14 protein-coding genes are annotated in these 14,351 nt (G+C 48.6%); 2 read left to right on the plus strand and 12 right to left on the minus strand.

The annotated features are described in order from the left end of the window. Nucleotides 1-244 precede the first annotated feature (244 nt). From QSJ10_RS14155 to QSJ10_RS14205, 11 genes are all read right to left on the minus strand, one after another. Entirely contained in the window at nt 245-964 is a 720-nt protein-coding gene (locus tag QSJ10_RS14155; protein WP_053532781.1) for a hypothetical protein, read from the minus strand. Nucleotides 965-1,361: 397 nt separating this feature from the next. Next, nucleotides 1,362-2,642: an IS110 family RNA-guided transposase gene (locus QSJ10_RS14160; protein WP_033013870.1), complete on the minus strand. Its 1,281-nt coding sequence runs from the start codon at nt 2,640-2,642 to the stop codon at nt 1,362-1,364. A gap of 341 nt (nt 2,643-2,983) precedes the next feature. Beyond that, nucleotides 2,984-3,235 carry a hypothetical protein gene (locus tag QSJ10_RS14165; protein ID WP_053532812.1) on the minus strand — a complete coding sequence of 84 codons (252 nt, stop codon included), beginning with the start codon at nt 3,233-3,235 and terminating at the stop codon, nt 2,984-2,986. 59 nt (nt 3,236-3,294) lie between these two features. Beyond that, nucleotides 3,295-3,585, minus strand: a complete 291-nt coding sequence (locus QSJ10_RS14170; RefSeq protein WP_230847161.1) for a hypothetical protein — start codon at nt 3,583-3,585, stop codon at nt 3,295-3,297. A 23-nt stretch (nt 3,586-3,608) separates the two neighbouring features. Continuing rightward, entirely contained in the window at nt 3,609-4,118 is a 510-nt protein-coding gene (locus tag QSJ10_RS14175) for a JAB domain-containing protein (protein WP_053532810.1), read from the minus strand. A 190-nt stretch (nt 4,119-4,308) separates the two neighbouring features. Continuing rightward, on the minus strand, nt 4,309-7,353 hold the full coding sequence (locus QSJ10_RS14180; RefSeq protein ID WP_434543310.1) for an Ig-like domain-containing protein: 3,045 nt from the start codon (nt 7,351-7,353) through the stop codon (nt 4,309-4,311). Nucleotides 7,354-7,490: 137 nt separating this feature from the next. Further along, the gene (locus QSJ10_RS14185; protein ID WP_076611637.1) at nt 7,491-8,939 is read right to left on the minus strand and encodes an IS66-like element ISBst12 family transposase; all 1,449 of its coding nucleotides are present in this window, start codon (nt 8,937-8,939) and stop codon (nt 7,491-7,493) included. Between the two features lie 68 nt (nt 8,940-9,007). Beyond that, a complete protein-coding gene (locus tag QSJ10_RS14190) occupies nt 9,008-9,229 on the minus strand; it encodes a hypothetical protein (protein ID WP_289493440.1) in 222 nt (73 codons plus the stop codon). A 372-nt stretch (nt 9,230-9,601) separates the two neighbouring features. Next, nucleotides 9,602-10,381, minus strand: coding sequence for a hypothetical protein (locus QSJ10_RS14195; RefSeq protein ID WP_053532859.1), 780 nt, complete (start codon nt 10,379-10,381; stop codon nt 9,602-9,604). Nucleotides 10,382-10,426: 45 nt separating this feature from the next. Beyond that, nucleotides 10,427-11,779: a C40 family peptidase gene (locus tag QSJ10_RS14200; protein ID WP_053532858.1), complete on the minus strand. Its 1,353-nt coding sequence runs from the start codon at nt 11,777-11,779 to the stop codon at nt 10,427-10,429. 154 nt (nt 11,780-11,933) lie between these two features. Then, on the minus strand, nt 11,934-12,443 hold the full coding sequence (locus tag QSJ10_RS14205; RefSeq protein WP_033013768.1) for a hypothetical protein: 510 nt from the start codon (nt 12,441-12,443) through the stop codon (nt 11,934-11,936). Between the two features lie 209 nt (nt 12,444-12,652). Between QSJ10_RS14205 and QSJ10_RS14210 the strand changes: the two genes are divergently transcribed. After that, nucleotides 12,653-13,063 (plus strand): helix-turn-helix domain-containing protein, encoded by a 411-nt coding sequence (locus tag QSJ10_RS14210; RefSeq protein ID WP_049624694.1) that lies wholly within the window; start codon nt 12,653-12,655, stop codon nt 13,061-13,063. A gap of 181 nt (nt 13,064-13,244) precedes the next feature. Here the strand turns inward: QSJ10_RS14210 and ssb are convergent, their stop codons facing one another. Continuing rightward, complete coding sequence (ssb, locus tag QSJ10_RS14215; RefSeq protein ID WP_183084012.1) at nt 13,245-13,604, minus strand: single-stranded DNA-binding protein; 360 nt, start codon at nt 13,602-13,604, stop codon at nt 13,245-13,247. Between the two features lie 271 nt (nt 13,605-13,875). Here ssb and QSJ10_RS14220 point away from each other — a divergent pair, with 271 nt between their 5' ends. After that, on the plus strand, nt 13,876-14,313 hold the full coding sequence (locus tag QSJ10_RS14220) for a YwpF-like family protein (protein WP_033013755.1): 438 nt from the start codon (nt 13,876-13,878) through the stop codon (nt 14,311-14,313). Nucleotides 14,314-14,351 lie beyond the last annotated feature (38 nt).

Consider the following 14,351-nt stretch of genomic DNA (forward strand, 5'->3'; position numbering starts at 1 on the left):
TGGGATGATCCGTGTGGAGTTTTCATCAAACTTTTGACCTTGCTTCTACAATCAATTATAAACTGAGAACAATTGATTTTCCATGTATTTTTCCTCAAAAAGCGGAATATATGATTAGTTTATGTCAAAAATCATGCAAAAGTTCTTGATTAAATTCATTTTTTCCTTAAAAACGGGAATAAGGACGTCCTTCCGTTAATGCAAAAAGGCGCCCCAACGTTTGGGACGCCTTCTCCCTTGATTTCTACAGCAACTGAAGCAACGCCTTTTTGTTCGCTTGCACTTGGTCGTTCAACGCCTTGACTTTTTCTTTTACCTTCTGAATGTCTGCGTTGTTGGCGCCGACTTTCTTTTCAAGGGCGCGAATTTCATTCGTCACCGCCCGCAGCTGGTTGGACAGCGCGATGAGCTGGCCGATGAGGCCATCAATTTGCTCTTGTTTTTCTTCATCGAGTTCCTCTTGGTCTTCACCAACAGGTTGTGGAGAATTCGGAGACGGCGCCTCCGTTACCGTTTGCCCGCTGGAAGCTGGAGCGGCAGCGTCATTGGCCGCTATGGCTTGTCCACTCGGAGCGTCAGTTGCCGCTGTGACTTCTGTCGGTTGAGAAGCAGACGGCTCGCCCGTTGGCAACGAATCAGCAGGCGTCGTTTGCGTGTCCGTTGCCGATTCCGCTTCGCTCAATGCTTGAATGCGAGCGGTCACTTTGTCTAGCCGCTCTTCAATTTGGCCTACTTTTTTATGTAACTGCGCCAACTTTTGCGCAAGCCATTTTTGTTGCTTGGACGATTCCTGTTTTTTCTTCGCCTCTGTTTCCTTTTGTTCCGTCTTCTTCTTGACGACGACTTCCACTTTCTTCACCATCGTTTCGCGCTCATGCGCTTTGCCCGCAGGTTTGGCGGCCGCCCATGCCGGAGAGGAGACGAGCATCGACGCCACCAAAATCGGCCATCCTTTCTTCAACATTACCAATTCCTCCCTCTAGAAATGTTGATGTATCAAGGCTTTTCGGCCCCTCAGGGGTGTCCAAAAAATATTTTTCGACAAAATCCCTTACATCCTTTTTCAGTTTTGTGGATATCTTACAGACCTAGGGTGCGCTTCGCGGCCACGGCTGGGGATATTTTCCTGCCGTGGGGGGGAAGCATATTCGATGCACCCTTTGGATCTCCGCGTCGCTGATGAGGACGAACCCTCCCATGTCTCCGGGCGTCTTCGCGCCAACATTCCCTCGTTCGGTCTCGTCATCAGGCGGAGGCCGGCCAAGCTCCTTTAGGGACTCAAGGTCGAATGGATGAAATCACGCCAGCTTCTCCGGTGTCATCTCGTTGTCCAACGATTCTTCCGTTCGCAGGGGGAGGCCTTAGGCCGCCCGTTGCACTTGGGACAAGACGTCCTGTTTCATTCGCTCCGCGTCAAACGCTTGTTTCTTCGTACAAATCGCAAACAGCACATTCAACAGCTTCCGGCACAAGGCGACGATGGACTGCTTTCCGGTCAGCGGATTGACGGATCGGGTCGTATAATACTCATGCAGCTCGCGAAACGCCTCGTTATGCCGAATCAGCGGAATCATCGCCCGAAACAGCACCGAGCGCAACCGTTTCCGTCCCCGTTTGGAGATGTGCTTTTGCCCTTTGCGCTGGCCGGAGGAGTTCTCCTTGAGCGTCAGGCCCGCCAACTTCACCAATTGGCGCGGGTCCCGATAATGGGCGAAGCTGCCGATCTCCGCCAACAGATCGATGATCGTGGCGTCTCCCAACCCGTCGACCGTTTTCAACCATTGGTACTCCATCGTCGTTTGAACCAATGCCTTCAACTCGGCGTCCAGTGCAGCGATCTCCGCCTCCAATTGGCGGTATCGGCGGACGAGCGCGGCGATCTCAAACCGGGCCATCGCTGTCCCTTCCGTCACCCCAATCGAGTCCTTCGCGGTGTTGATCAACGCCTGAATTTTGGCCTTCTGCGGGCATTTCATCCCTTTGCTTTGCCGGTACACCTCGATGAGCTCCTCGGCGGTCCGACCGGCCATATCAGCCGGAAGCGGCGTCCACTCCAACACCGAAAGCGCCGTTTTCCCCAAGTCACGAAACACGGTCCAAAACTCTGGAAAATACCGATCCGTCCAGCGGACGATCGCGTTTTTCACCGCCGTCTGTTCCTTGCGGAGCTTCTCTTTGAGCGTGCTTCCCACGCGCAAATCGGCTTCGATCTCGTGCAGCAGCCGGGGAACGAGGAATCGTCCGTCTTTTGCCAGTCTGGCAATGACCAGGGCGTCTTTGGCGTCGTGTTTCGTCGGCAGGTTGTCATCGAGTTCTTTCGACCGGCACACATGCGCCGGGTTGACCATGACCAACGGGATCCCGTGCTCCTCGAGGAAGTAGGCCAGGTTCAACCAGTAGTGCCCGGTCGGCTCCACCGCGACGATCACCTCTGACTTCCCAAACGCTTGCATCGCCTCCTGAATCGCTTTATACAGCTGCTGAAACCCCTCTTTCGACTGGAAGATCGGGAACGACTTGCGAAGCACGCGCCCCCGGTCATCCACGAAGCAGGCGTAGTGGGTTCGTTTCGCGATATCGATGCCCACGACAAGCGTTTGTTCCGTAACTTGATCAATTTTATAGTTTTGTGTACAATTCATCTGAAGTCCTCCTTGGTATGGTGAGTGATGTGGTTGACACCCCTGCATCATACCAAGAGGGCTTTTTTTGATCAAGTCCCCGGAAAAGCTCCTAACGGGAATGCTCCTAAAATGCAAAAAGGCTATTGATGTACGTGCTTATACATCAATAGCCCTCTACCAGTGATATGGTTTCACGGTTCGCTCTCTCCTTCCTGCTCACGACAGTTATATAATAATGTCGGGAGTTTTTTGATGCTGGAATCATAGAGATTCCTTGTCGCTCATCGAATCTGCCATACATGGTTGGAATCCCTTTAGTTTTGTCGTGAGATTTCCGGAAGAAATGTCGTGAGTCGGTCTCATTCCCGGCTGATTCGTTCCAAGTAGCGGATATAGCTCTGCAATAGGTTCCGGTCGTCACGGTCTGCAATCCGGCGCAGAGCGGCTTCGATTTCCCTTTGACTAATCTCAATCTCCTCGTTCACCACCTCCTCCAGCAACAGCTGAACGAGCTCGTCCTCACTAAGCATCTCCCCGTAGCCGTCCAATCCGTAGCTGTATTCCCGGTAGTACGGCACTCCGTCAATGATGATGCGATGGTATTTTGCCATTTTCCCTTCCCCTTTCATTTGGTCTAGCCGTGATATTCTCGTACGAACATCCGCCAATCTTAGACATATATTTCGTAAGCAATTGGCTCCCCATTCTTTATCCACACCTCGTACAATTTCTCCCCCGTTTCCTCATCTCTTACAAATCCCGCTATCCACTCGTTTCCGTTCCCATCGACATACGCTAGAGTCTCAAAAAGCAGCGGATTCGGCAGCTTTTTCAGATGCTCTTCAGGCACAAGATAGTTGTCCAGCTCTTCGTGATAGAATTCGTACGCTTCATAGCCCACCTCGTCAATGTTGACTGCTACGTTGAACGTTCTCTTCATTGTCCTTACAAACCAATTCATGTGCAACATCTTCTCGTCTCCTCTCAAATATATCCTTTTTCTTTCAGCGACAAATATCGTTCAGGGCAAACAATCAAATGGTCTAGCACATCGATGCCAATCACCCTTCCCGCCTCTACTAACCGTTTCGTTACCTCAATGTCCTCCCTCGACGGCTCGCAATGACCGCTGGGATGATTATGGGCTACGATGATGGAAGCCGAGTTGGAGAGAATGGCAGCCTTCATCACCTCCCTCGGATGCACGATACTAGCGTTCAGGCTTCCGACATGGCAAACGTTGATGGCAGTCGGCTGGTTTTTCGTGTCCAAGCAGACAACGACAAACTTCTCACGGTCGGCTTCCACAAGAAACGGCTTCAGCAGCTTGTACGCATCTTCCGGAGATTTGATTTGACGCTCCTTGTACAGCACGCTAGACTCCCGAACCAGCTTCAGGCTGACAATGTTGACGCGCTTCGCTGGCTGTTTGGCTGGCACCTCTCTTTCTAGCACCCCTAGCTGCTGGCAGTTGATGGTTTGATACTTGCTCATCCTTTTCCCTCCTAAAACAAAAATAGCCTCAATTCCCTGAAAGGAATTGAGGCTTTGTGACTGTAGGTTCACAATCATAATATATATTTGAAATTATGTTTGGTACAGATTAAAAAAAAGAAAAGCCCCGCAGAGATTTCTCTCCGCAGAGCTTTTCGACAATCTTCTAGGTTTATCAGGAAATCATCCATTACGATGCTGATTTTGTACCAATTTGAATACCTGTAATAGTATAGTCTTTATAACCTACAACTTTACCGTTTTCATCAACTTCAATAATTGAGATATGTTGTCCGTCTTGCGCATCAACCTCTACTGTACCACTAGTTACTTCAGTACCATAAGTTGTTCGTACAGTAGTATCAGTATATGCAATACCTTTTACTGGAGCTGCTGCTGCACTTGAACCAGCCGCTGCTGCATATAATTTATGACCATTTGCTAAATCAGAAACTGCTAACAGTGTTTTACCAGTAGTAACTTGGTTACCACCAGTTGGAGTAACTGTTGCAGTGAAACCTGTTTTATCAGCTGCAACACTTAAATCAGCTGCTTCAACTGTAAATGTTTTGTAGCCAACAACTCTATCACTGCTATCTACTTCAATAACAGTAATAATTTGGCCAGCATTTGCAGCAACTTCTGTTGTACCTACAGTGATTTCATTTGCAAATTTAGTTGAATTACGTGTAGTTCCAACAGCTGGCGCAGGTACTGCTGAATCGTCTACAGCATAATATAATTTGTGACCAGATTTGATTTTATCTGTTGCAGTAAATTTAGTTTTACCTACACCAGTTACACCTGGCACTAAGTCTAGACCAGTTACAGTCACACCATCTTGAGTTGCAGCAGGAGCTTTAACTGTGATTGCGATTGGAGCAATCTTAGAATCTTCATTAAACACTAGTGTTAATGTTACTGTACCTGCTTTCTTAACAGCTAATCCAGAAATGCTAGCATCATCTTTTAAGTTATCAACATTAGATACAGAACCAATTACAGATGTGTCGCTGCTTACGATGCCGCTTAATACAGATTTAAGAGCTTGTAATTTTTCATTAGTGTTAGGAGTTGCAGCAGAGTCAACCATTGGATTACCGTTTTGGTCTTTGATATCTAAGTTAGCTAGTAACTTAGCTAAAGCATCACCATTATCAGCAGCATCAAGCTCAATAAGGTCTGCTTTCTTAGTTACTACAGTAGCTTTTAATGTAGTATCGATGACTTCAACATCTACAGTACCTAGAGTGACAGTTCCAAGCTTAACTGTTAAAGTTTCTTTACCTACTTTTTTGCTACCGTTGTCAGTGATTACGTATACAGTATCACCATTTGCAGTAGATTTACTTGCATTAACGATTACACCATTTGTATCAGTTGCTTCACTTGTAATAGTTACATCGTTAGTGATGTCGCCAACAATATTTCCGTTAGCATCTACAGCATAAACTTTTAATTGAACATCGTTGTTAGCTGGACTTTCAGTTGCGCTCTTGTCGATTTTACCATCGTCAAGAACTTTAATTTGGTAGTTAGCTACTGGTCCGCCAGCAACTACATTTACAGGTACTTTAACTTCTTTAGTACCACTCTTAATTGTGATAGTAGTAGAACCTTCAGCAACACCGTTCACAGTTACAGTGTACTCACTTTGACCAATGCCAGAGTTAGATACAGAAACTGTAGCTGTTTCAGTTTTGTCAGAAGTTACGTTTACATTACCAGTGAATTTGTTACCGTATTGGTCTTTTAATGTTACTTTGAATGTAGCTTTTTGACCTTTAGCAACGGATACACCTGTGCTGTCGACTGCAATTGTTTCTAATACTGGGTTAGCTTTAACAGTCACAGGGATTGTCTTAGTAACCTCACCATATTTAACCTTAACCAGTGCAGTACCTGGAACGATTGGAGTTACGCTACCATCAGGAGCAACTACTAACACTTCAGGATTTAGAGATTCAAATGTATAGTCAGTTCCAGCTACTTTTCCAGTTAATTCATTACCATATTGGTCTTTGAACTTAGCTGTTAATGTTAAAGTACCGCTAGAGATTTGGTTACCATCTTTATCAAATGCGTTACCATTTGCGTAAAGAGTTACAACCTCTTTGTTGTCCTTAGTTAATTTTAATTCACTAACTTCTGCAGCTTTTTCATCCTCAACTGCAAGGATTACGTTACCAGTTGTAACATTTGTGCCTTTTACAGTAGCGTTAACAATAACTGACTTCTTACCAGTAGTATTGATGAATTTACCTTGAGTTAATTTTTCACTTGAAGTGAATTCTAACTCGAAGCCAGATTTAATTACGTTACCAGCAGCATCCTTAACAGTTACGTATTTAGTCAAATCAACTGCACTATCTTCAGGTAACTTATTGAAGTTGAATGTAATAGAAGCTGGTACTGGCTTGTTGTAAGTGAATTCGTTTGTGCTAGTTTCAAATTCTTTACCAGCTGTATCTTTTAAACCAGATGTTACAACAGTGTAAGTTTTACCGTCTACTAATGTATCATAAAGAGTTACAGTAGCAGTTAATCCACTCTCAGATACTTCAACAGACTTAGGATAAAGTTTAGTTTCAGTACCTTTTAAAGTAATAGAGAAGTTTTTAGGAATTGCTGTTGCTTTGTCTACAGGCTTAGTAAATGTAACTTTGAAGCTTGTAGAGTCAATCGCACTTACACTCTCAACCTTCGGCGTCAATGCTGCTTCATACGCCGCCTTGGCGTCTTGTGCTGCTTTTTGCAGTTCGGCTTTGAACGCATCGGTTACTTTCGATACGTATTGGTTGACTTGGTCAAGCGCGGCTTTCGCTTTGTCCAAGTTGCCGGCTTTGACAGCGTCTTGCGCTTCACGCGCTTTCATGGCAACGGTGATGTCGTAGATCAATCTGTCGCGCAATGCTTGAGCATCGGCTTTGAACGTCGAACGGAGGAGTTCGCGCGTCGATTGGCCGTAGACGCGGTCGAGAATGACCGTGCGCGTTTTGAGCTCGTACGAAATTTTGTGGTAGAGCTCTTCTGCTTTTTTCAGATCTTTCGCATCGACGGCTGCTTTGAGTTCTTGGCGCATTTTGTCTAATTTTGTCGCATAGTTGTAAGCGTCGATGTACGTAGCCACGCGCGCTTCGCCCGATTTCGGGTTGGCTTTGAATACATACGTTTCGTATATAGCTTGCAAATCAGCCAAATACGCGTCTTTTTTCGCGCCGCCGGCTTTGTTCACGACAGCAACCGCGTTTGCATACGCTTGTTTTGCTTTGTTGTAGGCGGCATATACATCTTTAATGGTAACTATTCACCCCAGTGCTAGTGTATAAAAAAGCCCAGCACAAATAGGGCATTTCGGTCATAGAAAATGCCCTAGGTAGCGGAAAGAACTCGATCGATCGTTTCGCCTGCCAACAGAAGACATAACGAATCCCACACGTTTTTTTCGTGTTTCGTCAGTGTGGAAACGATGCTTCTTGCGATGCAAAACGACTGCGCGAATGTTTCTTCGCGAAATGTACCCGAAATGTTCTCTTTGACTTTAACCATGCGAAGATCGCGTTCGGCTTGGTTGTTGTCAAAGGGAACATGTACTTCACGTAAGAAACGCAGCGCTTCTTCCTTTCGTTTTTGAAGGCGTCGAACAAAAGCGAGTGCTTTTTTCGGAAGAGGCGTCATCGTTTCTAATCGGTGTTGTGCTCTTTCTAGGATGCGATCATACACTCGTTCCCACCGTCTCGCTTCTTCTTCGGAAAGTGCACCGTGATGGGCTTCGACGGCTTGCTTGGCGGCTAACAGAAACGTGGTCATGCGCATCGCCCACGTATGCCCCTGTTCGATGAATCCTTTTAACTCACGCAAATGGTGGGCATGACAAAGGGCATGGGTGGCATGTGTGTATTTCGGATACGTACCGAACGCATCGTGCATCATCGTCCCTTCATATCGGGGAAGAATCCCGATCTCATCGGTCGCTTTTTTTCCACGAGAAGCGTGAGGAGCCAAGTATGTATATCTCGATGTACACGCGACATGCACCCATGCGAGTTTCCCATTGATGCGCAAACTCGTTTCATCGACATGCAGGATGTTGGATTCAAGTAAGGCGTCTTCGATGATGTCCATATTTGATTCCAGCGCTTCGCGTCCTCGTTTCACCATATTGGCAAGGGTTCCTGTACTAATCGAGTGTTGATATAACGCTTCGATTGTATCACTTAAACGCTTGTACGGGATCAATTGGATATGATGTAAATAAACAACGAGCGCCGTGAGCCGTGGACCGTATTGCACATGATTCGTGACATGGGATGGGAATTCGGCTTGTTGCACGCATCGACAATGTGGACACGATTTCACTTCACGTTCATGTTGTGTCACCTCGATCGCCACAGGAGGGACATCAAACACTTGACGGATATCGACTTTGAACGGTTTGACTTCACGCAAAGAAGCTCCACATCCTTGACACGTATGCACACGGTGGACGACACGATGATGTGGATGTTCCACTTGACGGAGCGTCTTCCCCTCATGTCCCTCTTGCCCACCAGGCTTTTTGCCAGACGGCTCGCGGGAGGAACGCTTTTTCTCAAAACGGTCAGAAGATGGGGGCAAATGGCTATTGGAGCTGTTTTTTTTCGTGCGTGCTTCCAGCTCTTGAACACGGTACTTCAGTTGTTCATTTTCTTTGCGTAGCTGTTTGTTTTCGTGACGCAAATGTTCATTTTCTTGAATGAGTTGATGAATGAGCTGTTTTTGTTGTTGAACTTTGCCGATTAAGCTCTCAACTGTAAATACAGCTTGTTGTACCGTCAACATGCGATTCACCTCCTTGTCTATCAATATTCACATCATAGACAAGGAAAGAAGAAAATATTCAGCTCACTTTATGATGTGGCTGAATAGTTACCTTTAATGTCCGGGAATTGGCCCGTTTCCGTTACCGTATGGCTGTACGTATAGTATGCTTCTTTCATTTGCGCTTTCGCTTGGCTGACGACCGTCGCCACGTCCGTTGCTGCTTGGGAAGCATGCGGGTTGGCTGCGACGAAAGCGCTCGCTGCTACAGCGCTGGCTGTGGCGAGTTTGACTGCTTTCTTTTTGTCCATAAAGCCTAAAATCCCCCTTCGTTTTTATGAAACTTTAAGACAATGATCCTAAACGGCTGCCGTTTAGTAGATTCATTGCCTAAAAGGTGCTAACATGAACCAAGATCATCCTGTGTGTCCAGATGATAGACTTATTAGCAAGGCTATCATTCAGTGCTAGCACTTTCACATCATTCCTTAATGTTCTACGTCTTCTATAATAATACATTTTTTTTCTAAATTCTAGCCCTAAATACAAATTTTTTAGAGAATATGCCATTGAAATTATTTCCATCGATGGCGACATTGATATGAATATGCCTGTAACAGAAATTTAGAACAATATTTTGGCAGTTTGATGGTTTTGGTTGGCAAACATTTTGTGCAAAAACATCAATCGTTTTTCTTCACCGTGACGTCCATCGGTTGGCCAAGCGTCATTTTGACGACGTCATAGCGGTCATTCAAGTACAAATCGAGAAAGCGGAACTGTCCTGCGAATTGTTCCGGACTGTTCGTGATGGAAAATTGCAGCTGCATTGCGTAATCGCCGCTGTTGGCGAGCTGTTCGGCGATTTTTTCGATCTCTTCCTTCGGCACGTTGTACGCTTTTAAGTAAGAGATCGAGTCGGCGATCGCTTCGGCGTTGTCGTTGAAGAAAATGGAGAGCGTCACCGTTGCGCCGTCGATGCGGCCTTCAAGCGGCAATGACATATTTTGGCCGTATAAGTACCAGCCGAACAGACGATTTCCTTTTTGCCGCTCAATGACGAACGGAACGGATTCATTTCCTGCCTGAAGAATGTATTGCCCTTTCAATGAGCGGGCGACAAGGGCGAGAAGTTCGTCTTTTGTGAACGGCACGTATTGGATGGCGGCCCCTTGTTTGGCATACAGTCCGCCGCCGAGGCTGTAATAGACGGCGCCGCCTGCCCGTTTTTGGCTGTAGACGCGATACTCGCGCCCTTGTTTCGCCGTCATGGCGGTCTGCCATGCCGCTCCGTTCAGGCGGTATAGAGGCGTGTCGCGCAAAATGACGACTTTGCCGATCATGCCTTGTTTCCATTGGACTTGCCCCCATTGGACGGCGGCGTCAACTGTTTGTCCATTTCCTCCGAGGGCGATGGCGGCGGCGAGGCAGATGGCGGCTGCCATTTGGGATGCATGTTTCATCTTCGTTTTCCTCCTCATTTTGGTCATCGTTGTCGTTCCAGCATGCTAAAAGAACCGCTTCGCCCCCAAGTACCGCTGTTTCCAATACGGTTGGTCGAGGCGGCTCGTCGTCACGCCGGTCGAAGCGCCGCTATGGATGAACTGGCCGTTGCCGATATAGATGCCGGCGTGCGATGGGCCGTTGGTGGTCGTGGCGAAAAAGACGATGTCGCCGACTTCCGGGGCGGAAACCGATGCGCCTGCATTCCACATCAAGGCGACGGTGCGCGGGATGGGGACGCCTTGTTGCTGGAACAGGTAGAAAATGAAGCCGCTGCAGTCAAATCCCTCTTCCGGCGCATCGCCGCCCCAAACGTATGGGGTTCCGAGCAGCTCAGCCGCATCGGCGACGAGTTCGATGACGTCCAGCTTCGCCGCAGGGGCTTGTCCGATCAGGCGCTCGTATGTTTCGCCGTCAACAATGCCGGTTGCGGGGAGTTGGGCCGCTTGTTGGAAACGACGGACGGCATCGGCGGTGGCGGTTCCATAGTAGCCGGTGATGTCCGTCCAGAAGTAGCCGAGCTCTTTGAGCTTCGTCTGAATGCGCTTGACGTCGTCGCCGAGCGCGCCGATTGAGAGGCGAACCGCCAGGCGCTCGCGCTCGATCGGTGCAGGGGAGGTCGTTTTCGCTTTTACTGCGCTCGCGAGGCGGGCAACGGTTTGGTTGTCGACCGCGCCGGTCACTGGCAGGCCGTTGTCGCGTTGAAAGCGGCGGATGGCGTCGGCGGTCAGCACCCCATAGTAGCCGGTGATGTCCGAATAGGTAAAGTAGCCGAGTTGTTTAAGCTGCTGCTGCAGCTTGCGGACGTCGTCGCCGCGCGAACCGATCGTCAGCGCGTCAGATAACGTGGCCGGCTGACTTGTTGCTTTTTGCTTCAGCCGCTCAAGCGTCGCCCGGTCCGCCCGCCCGGTGGCGGGAAGCCCGTTCGCCCGTTGAAACTGCTTCACGGCATCGGCCGTCACCGCGCCATAGTAGCCGGTGATTTGCGGATAGCGAAAATAGCCGAGCTGTTTCAGCCGGCGTTGCAAATCACTGACGGCCGCACCGCGGGAACCGATGGCGAGCGTGTCGTTTGACGCAGGCTTTTTCAGCTTCGCGTAGGTGGCGTCATCGACGATGCCGGTCGCCGGCAAGTTCATCGCCCGTTGGAACGCCTTGACCGCTTTTTCGGTGATGGCGCCAAAGTAGCCGGTCGCTTGCGGATACGTGAAAAAGCCTTTTTCTTTCAAGCGCTGCTGGAGCTGTTTGATTTCAGGGGAACTCATGCCTTTTTTCCATTCCGCCGCCTGGCTGTCATCCGGGGCAAGAAAAAAGGACGAAACCATGGCAGCGGCAAAGAAGGCGTGATTCGGTTTCACGGATGCGTCCTCTCCCTTCGCCGCCCCTTCCGTTTGTTGTCGTCTTGTCCTGAGTGGATGTTCAAGATGAGGCGCGGCAATGTTCTATATTTTCAGTATATCGTATGAAAGCCATGAAAGGAAATGCTTTTTTCCATTGGGAGAAGAAAGAAGATCATGAACCGGAATGGGGTGTTCCCCGTTTCGGACGCGACAGATTGGCGAACAAGTGCGATACATGCCGGTCATCGACAAGGTAAATCGACTGCAGCACTTCATAAATGAGCTGTTTTTCCATCTCCAGCCATTCATCTGCGCGGATCGGGATGTATTTTTGCCTCGGTTCGTTCCATTCATAAAGGGCGACGGTAAACTTTTTTTGGCGAAGATCGAGCTTGACGATAAACATGTAAAGCTGGCTCGTGCATTTAAATACAAAATAGAGCTGGGCTTCCTTTGAGCAGGTGATCGTGCGGAACAGCGCCTCGCCTTCCGATGCAAAACGCATCCGTCCACCTTCGTTTTTCAGCGAGCGCAGCGAATCAGTGAAACTGGCCGGGGCGATCGTTTTCAGCCGCACGGAAAACGGATTTTTCATTTCCTTAATATAGATATGGTACATTTTTTGGGCGTGCTTCTCCCCGTTTCGTTCACAAATGACAAAATCGGCAAGATAGATGTTCACCTTGACCCCCTCTTTTTGGTTCATAATTTCCCATTTTTAACTAATTGTACTATGTCCTTCCTGGGCAAAAAAAGAGGCCGAACGACGAAATCACGGACAAATCCGTTCTGATTTAGAAACAAAGAGAGAAATGGGCGAAAAAGGAACAATCATTGGCTCCACGCTTTTCTATCTTTAAATAGTAATGATGAAAAGCGTGGTGACGAACGATGACAAACTTGGGGGAGACGCTCAAACAACTGCGAAAACAACGGCGCTGGACACAGGAACAGCTGGCCGAGCAGCTGAACGTGTCCCGCTCGCAAATCAGCAAATGGGAAAACGGCAGCCTGCTTCCTGACATTCAATCGCTCGAAAAGCTATGCCATTTGTTTAACGTCAGCGCTGATTTTTTACTCGGCAGCGAACTCGGACAGCGGGAAGTGCTGCGGGAAGTGAAGCGGCTGTATGGGGAAACGGAAATGGGTGAAAAGACGCTCGCTGTCGTCGATTATGTGCTGCGAAACCGCGAGATCAGCGACGCGGTGTACACGTTGGCGAAATTGCCGGAGAAAAAACGAAAACATGTCGAAACGATGCTGATCACGATCATTAAAGAGTGCGCCGAAGCCCTCGGCTGACTCCCGCCCTTCGACAAAAAAAGCGCTAACATCGGCTGCTAGCGCCATCGTTGGGGAGTCTTGCGAGGACACGTTCTTTCTCTTGGGGATTCGTTAAGAAAGGAATGAATGGGGAAACAAATCATCAAAACGGGAGAAAGGGAACGGATTCAGTGGCCCTTTACGGAAGTCGCGAATCCGTTTAGACGTGCTCCGGCCATTCTGGTTTCTTTCCGGAGTGGAGAAATTGGACGGACTCCGCGACGACTTCGGTGACATAGACGCGTTGACCGTCTTTTTTATCGTAGCGGCGCGTTTGGATTCTCCCCGTCACCGCCACCATCGATCCTTTTCGGCAATAATTGGCGGTATGTTCCGCTGTTTTCCGCCATAAGACGCATGGAACGAAATCGGCATCAATCCCTCCTTCCGCGTTTCGAAAATTTCTCGCCACCGCCAAGGTGACGGTCGTCACGGCTGCTCCTTCGGCTGTGTAACGGAGCTCCGGGTCTTTCGTCAACCGCCCGACAAGCACCACTTGATTGACCATACGCCGGCGCATCCCTCCTTTCCATCCACCGCATCCTTATGATAAACGATCGCGTTTTTTGCCGTAAAACTGCGATTTTTGCATTTTTCTGCGCAATCTATAAGTACAATCCTCGTCAAATGCGGACAATGCGCCAGCAATAGCGCAGCAAAATGGCGTTTTTGGCATTTCGCAGCAAAATATGTGGATGGCTTTGGCGGAGACAGGCGCATCATCCTGTTTTTCTTCCCTTCGTTGGCTATGGTATAATCATGAATAGACAATCGTGATGAGGTGGGCGACCATGAAAACGTTCAAGCTTGTCGGGCTCTCGGTGATTGACGAGGGGATGCACCGCCGGGACATTCCGTTTATTGACGGCCTGATCATCAATAAGGAAGACGGGCAAAACCGCTGGCTCGTCGAGGCGTATTTGGATGATGAATACGAACCGGTATTTGCCGGATTGAAGGAGCGGACTGAGTTTCAGCTGCAAGTGACGATCACCAACCCGGGCAACGATCCGGCGAACATGCTTGTTGCCGTCCGTTCTATCACGAAAATGAACGGCCATATTAGCGTGCTGATGGAAGGGTTGATGATCCCGCGGCGGACTCATTTGGCTGAAATGGTATTGGCCGGCCTTGTTGAGAAAGGGTTGCAAGGCGAGGCGCTGCTCAAAGAATTCCGCCAGCAAATGGATGAGCGGCAAGGCGTGAGAGCGAGGGACGGACGGACATAATAAAAGGCTAGAGAGCGCGACTCTCTAGCCTTTTTGTA

Origin of the sequence: Geobacillus stearothermophilus ATCC 12980 (assembly GCF_030369615.1) — a bacterium.
Classification (GTDB): domain Bacteria; phylum Bacillota; class Bacilli; order Bacillales; family Anoxybacillaceae; genus Geobacillus; species Geobacillus stearothermophilus.

Coding starts and splice junctions, on each gene's coding strand:
- QSJ10_RS14190 (WP_289493440.1), bottom strand. CDS start 9,229: ATGGACAAAAAGAAAGCAGTCAAACTCGCCACAGCCAGCGCTGTAGCA.
- QSJ10_RS14195 (WP_053532859.1), bottom strand. CDS start 10,381: ATGAAACATGCATCCCAAATGGCAGCCGCCATCTGCCTCGCCGCCGCC.
- QSJ10_RS14185 (WP_076611637.1), bottom strand. CDS start 8,939: ATGTTGACGGTACAACAAGCTGTATTTACAGTTGAGAGCTTAATCGGC.
- QSJ10_RS14170 (WP_230847161.1), bottom strand. CDS start 3,585: ATGAATTGGTTTGTAAGGACAATGAAGAGAACGTTCAACGTAGCAGTC.
- QSJ10_RS14165 (WP_053532812.1), bottom strand. CDS start 3,235: ATGGCAAAATACCATCGCATCATCATTGACGGAGTGCCGTACTACCGG.
- ssb (WP_183084012.1), bottom strand. CDS start 13,604: ATGCGCCGGCGTATGGTCAATCAAGTGGTGCTTGTCGGGCGGTTGACG.
- QSJ10_RS14175 (WP_053532810.1), bottom strand. CDS start 4,118: ATGAGCAAGTATCAAACCATCAACTGCCAGCAGCTAGGGGTGCTAGAA.
- QSJ10_RS14210 (WP_049624694.1), top strand. CDS start 12,653: ATGACAAACTTGGGGGAGACGCTCAAACAACTGCGAAAACAACGGCGC.
- QSJ10_RS14160 (WP_033013870.1), bottom strand. CDS start 2,642: ATGAATTGTACACAAAACTATAAAATTGATCAAGTTACGGAACAAACG.
- QSJ10_RS14220 (WP_033013755.1), top strand. CDS start 13,876: ATGAAAACGTTCAAGCTTGTCGGGCTCTCGGTGATTGACGAGGGGATG.
- QSJ10_RS14155 (WP_053532781.1), bottom strand. CDS start 964: ATGTTGAAGAAAGGATGGCCGATTTTGGTGGCGTCGATGCTCGTCTCC.